This window comes from Actinacidiphila glaucinigra (assembly GCF_900188405.1).
Lineage (GTDB): Bacteria > Actinomycetota > Actinomycetes > Streptomycetales > Streptomycetaceae > Actinacidiphila > Actinacidiphila glaucinigra.
Genome location: NZ_FZOF01000075.1, coordinates 1 through 4,250 on the forward strand (window position 1 = coordinate 1; position 4,250 = coordinate 4,250).

At 70.7% G+C, this 4,250-nt stretch carries 1 protein-coding gene; it reads right to left on the bottom strand.

Features of this window, described 5'->3' with window-relative positions; all coding sequences use genetic code 11:
- Positions 1-4,250 (bottom strand): type I polyketide synthase (locus CHF15_RS43705; protein ID WP_143681806.1); only part of this gene is annotated, 4,250 nt, incomplete at both ends.

The following is a 4,250-nucleotide window of genomic DNA, read 5'->3' on the forward strand; positions in this document are numbered from 1 at the left end:
TCCCAGCCGCGATCCTCAGGAAAACCGGAGATCGCATCACGGCCCTCAACCACAAGCCGCCACAGATCCTCCGGGCTCTCCACCCCACCCGGATAACGGCAGCCCAGACCCACGATCGCGATCGGCTCGTCGTCACGCAGGACGACAGGCACGGCTGCCGTCACCACGGTTGCCACGCCGACCAGTTCGCCCTGTACGTACTCCGCGAGAGCGGCGGAGGTCGGATAGTCGAAGACGAGGGTGGCCGGCAGGCGCAGCCCGATCGCCGCAGCAAGGCGGTTGCGCAGCTCGACGGCGGTCAGCGAGTCGAAGCCCAGCTCACGGAACGACCGGTCCGGCTCCACCCCCTCCGGACTCGCATGTCCGAGCACCGCCGCGACTTCGGAGCGCACCAGCTCCAGGACATGAGCCTCCTGCTCGGCCACGGACAGTCCGGCCAGGCGATCGGCCACGGACTCGACGCCGGCCTTCGCGGCGCGGCGGGCCGGGACACGGACCAGGCCGCTCAGCAGCGGCGGCAGCATGCCGCCGGCGGAAGCCTGGGAACGCAGGGCCGCCAGGTCGAGCTTCAGCGGCACGAGTACGGCGGTCGGAGAGGCGGCCGCGGTGTCGAAGAGGGCCAGGCCTTCCTGCTCGCTCAGGGCGTTCACGGTGCTGCGTCCGGAACGCGTCACCTCGCCTGCCATGCCGCCGTCCCACAGGCCCCACGCCAGCGACGTCGCCGCCAGCCCCTGCGACCTGCGGTGCCTGGCAAGCGCGTCCAGGAAGGCGTTGGCGGCGGCGTAGTTCGCCTGCCCCGCGTTGCCGAACACGCCCGCAGCCGACGAGAACAGCACGAACGCCGACAGGTCCATGCCCTGCGTCAGCTCGTGCAGGTTCCACGCCGCATCCACCTTCGGACGCAGGACCGCCGACAAACGCTCCTGGTCCAGGGACGCGATGACGCCGTCGTCCAGGACACCTGCTGTGTGCACCACCGCCGACAGCCCCGGAGCCGCGTCGAGCACAGCGGCCAGCGCATCCCGATCGGCCACATCGCACGCCGCCCACGCCACCGACGCACCCAGCTCAGCCAGCTCCGCCGTCAGCTCCGCAGCACCCGGCGCGGCATCACCCCGCCGGCTCACCAACAGCAGATCCCGCACCCCGTACTCGACGACAAGGTGCCGCGCGAACAACGCGCCCAGTTCACCACTGGCACCCGTCACCAGCACCGTGCCGTCCAAAATCAGCGGCTCCGCCTCCGGCGCCACCACCGCACGGACCAGACGCGGCACCAGGAACGTCCCCGCCCTGACCGCGACCTCCGGCTCACCCGAACCCAACACCGCCGCGACGGTGTCCGCGTCGATCTCACCGTCGAGGTCGATCAGACCGAAGCGGCCCGGGTTCTCCGACTGCGCCGACCGCACCAGACCCCACACCGGGGCATGCACCAGATCCGCAACCTCCTCGCCCGGCACAGCAGCCACCGCACCCCGCGTCACGAACACCAGACGCGACTCGGCAAAGCGCTCGTCGGCCAGCCACTCCTGCACCAGACCCAGTACCCGACCGGTCTCCGCACGCACGGCGTCAGGCAGACCCACGGCTGCGGCGGCGTCCAAGGACACCGCCACGACCTCCGGCACGGCCTGGCCCTCGTCGGCAAGGGCGACGAGGCCCGTGCTTCCGAGCCAGACCACCTTCTGCGGATCGTTCACCGACGCCAGCGCGGAGGGCAGCGCCGTCCAGTCGACCGCGAAGAGGGAGTCCTGCCGGGTGCCGTGTGCCGCGTCGATCTGCTCGGGCGAGACCGCGCGCAGTGCCAGCGACTCCACCGACGCAACCGGCGCACCCGTAGTGTCGGCCAGCTCCAGCGACACCGCGCCGTCCCCGGCCGCCGCCAACCGTACCCGAACCGCCGACGCACCAGCGGCATGCAACCTCACACCGTTCCACGAGAACGGCAGCCGCGCACCACCCTCCGAGTCCGCAAGCACGCCACCCAGGGCCACCGTGTGCAGCACGGCGTCCAACAGCGCCGGATGCACACCGAAACCCTCGGCATCCCCCTGCGCCTCCACCGGCACGGCCACCTCGGCAAACAGCTCATCACCGCGGCGCCACGCCGCCCGCAACCCCTGGAACAGCGGACCGTAGACGAGACCCGCCTCAGCCAACGCCTCGTACGCCGCATCGACCTCGACGACGCCCGCGCCGGCAGGCGGCCACACGGACAAGTCAGCCGCACTCGGGCGTACGTCGTCCGTCAGCACACCCACCGCATGACGCACCCACACCGATTCCGCGTCATCCGGCCGTGAATGCACCGCCACCGAACGTCCGCCGGATGCGTCAACTTCCCCGACCACCACCTGCAGCTGAACGGCACCGGACTCCGCCAGCACCAAGGGCGCCTGAAGCGTCAACTCCTCCAGAACCCGGCTACCAACCTGCTCGCCCGCGTGAAGAGCCAGCTCCACGAACGCCGTACCCGGCAGCAGCATCGAGCCGAAGACCACGTGATCCGCCAACCACGGATGCGAACGCATCGACAACCGCCCAGTGAACACACGCCCATCAGCGTCCGCGAGCTCAAGGGCCGCACCAAGCAGCGGATGATCGGTCGCGCCGAGGCCGGCGGACGTCACGTCCCCGCTCAGGGCGTGCGCGGGCGCCTCCAGCCAGTAGCGCTGCCGCTGGAAGGCATAAGTGGGCAGGTCGGCGAACCCTGCGCCGGCCCCGCCGAAGTAGGCCTGCCAGTCGACCGCGACGCCCCGGGTGTGGGCGTGGGCCAGGGCACTGATGACGGTCTCGGCCTCCGGTCGGGCCTTGCGCAACAAGGGAACGAAGGCGGCACCTTCGCCGGTCGCACACTCCTGCGCCATCGCCGACAGCACGCCGTCCGGGCCGAGTTCCACGAACGTGGTGACACCGGCGGCCTCCAGGACGCGGACGCCGTCCAGGAATCGCACGGCTTCGCGGACGTGACGCACCCAGAAGTCAGGCGAGGCCATCTCGTCGGTGACCACGGCACCGGTCAGGTTGGACACGACCGGTATGCGCGGGGTCTCGAACGACAGCCCCGCAACCACCTCACGGAAGGCGTCGAGCATGCCGTCCATGTGCGGCGAATGGAACGCATGACTGACCGACAGCCGCTTCGACTTGCGATCCGGGAAGGACTCCGCGATCGCGAGCGCGGCATCCTCGTCGCCCGCGATGACGACCGACTCCGGACCGTTCACCGCCGCGACGCTCACCCGCTCGTTCAGCCGCGGCAGGACCTCGTCCTCCGAGGCCTGCAGCGCGATCATCACCCCACCGGCCGGCAGCGCCTGCATCAGCCGACCACGTGCCGCGACCAGCGTGCACGCGTCGTCCAGCGACAACACCCCTGCCACATGAGCGGCCGCGATCTCACCGACGGAGTGGCCGGACAGGAAGTCCGGACGCACACCCCACGACTCCAGCAGCCGGAACAGCGCCACCTCGATCGCGAACAGCGCCGGCTGGGCGTGCTCGGTCCGGTCCAGCACCTCAGTGTCATCGCCGAACAGCGCATCCAGCCCGAGTCGCTCACGGACCGCGTCCAACGACTGAGCGAACACCGGATACGCCTCGTGCAGTTCTCGGCCCATGCCCAGCCGCTGACTCCCCTGCCCGGTGAAGAGGAAGGCGAGCTTTCCGGTGCTCGCGGTGCCCCGTGTCACCGATGCCGCCGGGCTGTCGGCCTCGAGTGCGGCCAGGCCGCGCAGGAGTTCATCCCGGTCCGAGGCCACGACCGCCGCTCGGTGCTCGAAAGCGGCACGCTTGGTGGCCAGGGAGGACGCGACGGCGGCACCGACATCGACGGCGTCTTCGAGGTGGGAGCGGAGCCGGGCCGCCTGGTCGCGCAGCGCGTCCGAGGACTTCGCCGACAGGACGTACGGCAGGACTTCCGTCGGTGCCTGCTTCCGTGCTTCGACCGGTGCGGGTGTGGGTTCGGGGGCCTGTTCGATGATGGCGTGTGCGTTGGTGCCGCTGAAGCCGAACGACGACACGGCGGCGCGACGCGGGCGGCCGGTCTCCGGCCAGGCCGTCTGCTCGGCAAGCAGCGAGACCGCGCCCTCCGACCAGTCCACGTGCGGGGACGGCTCGTCGACGTGCAGTGTCCTGGGCAGCACGCCGTGGCGCATCGCCATGACCATCTTGATGATGCCCGCGACACCAGCCGCCGCCTGGGTGTGGCCCATGTTCGACTTGATCGAACCCAGCCACAGCGGCTG